This window comes from Halosolutus sp. DAT137 (assembly GCF_059736405.1).
In genome coordinates, this window is the sequence record NZ_JCAQID010000027.1 from 1 (window position 1) to 531 (window position 531).

Here is a 531-nt window from a genome sequence, read left to right on the forward strand (position 1 = left end):
TTACCGGCCGAGGTTTGCGGCGCTGAAAATGATCGGGGCTCAAATCCACCACCGAGACCTAGCGGCGTGTGTCACAGCACGATCCTGTAGGTTGGCGTTCTGTTCGGGCGGAAGCACGGTCGAGAGATCGTGTGGACCGTTCAGTAACGAAAATTCTGGTCATAGTAGCAGCGTTAGTCGGGTGAGAACCCCGACGGCCGAACGAGTAAGGGTTCCTCAGCAATGCTGATCAGCTGAGGGTTAGCCGGTCCTAAGTCATACCGCAACTCGAGTATGACAAAAGGGAAATAGGTTAATATTCCTATGCCGGTGTGCAACAAAAGTCGACGCTTTGGGGCCGCCTCTGCCGGGCTTTCGCCCGGTCGAACTGTCGAACTCCGTGGAAACCGTAATGGTACGAAGCGGACGAATAGCAGGAGAGCGCAAGAGAGGTCAACCCAGAGCCCGTGAAAAGACGAGCACACTGTCCGTACCGAGATCCGACACAGGTACTCGTGGCGGCGAAAGCCAAGGTCTGTCGGGATCAACCGA

At 56.1% G+C, this 531-nt stretch carries 1 rRNA gene; it reads left to right on the plus strand.

Annotated features, from left to right (window positions below):
• Window positions 1–531, plus strand: a 23S ribosomal RNA gene (locus AC6I6L_RS20685); the annotation flags it as partial.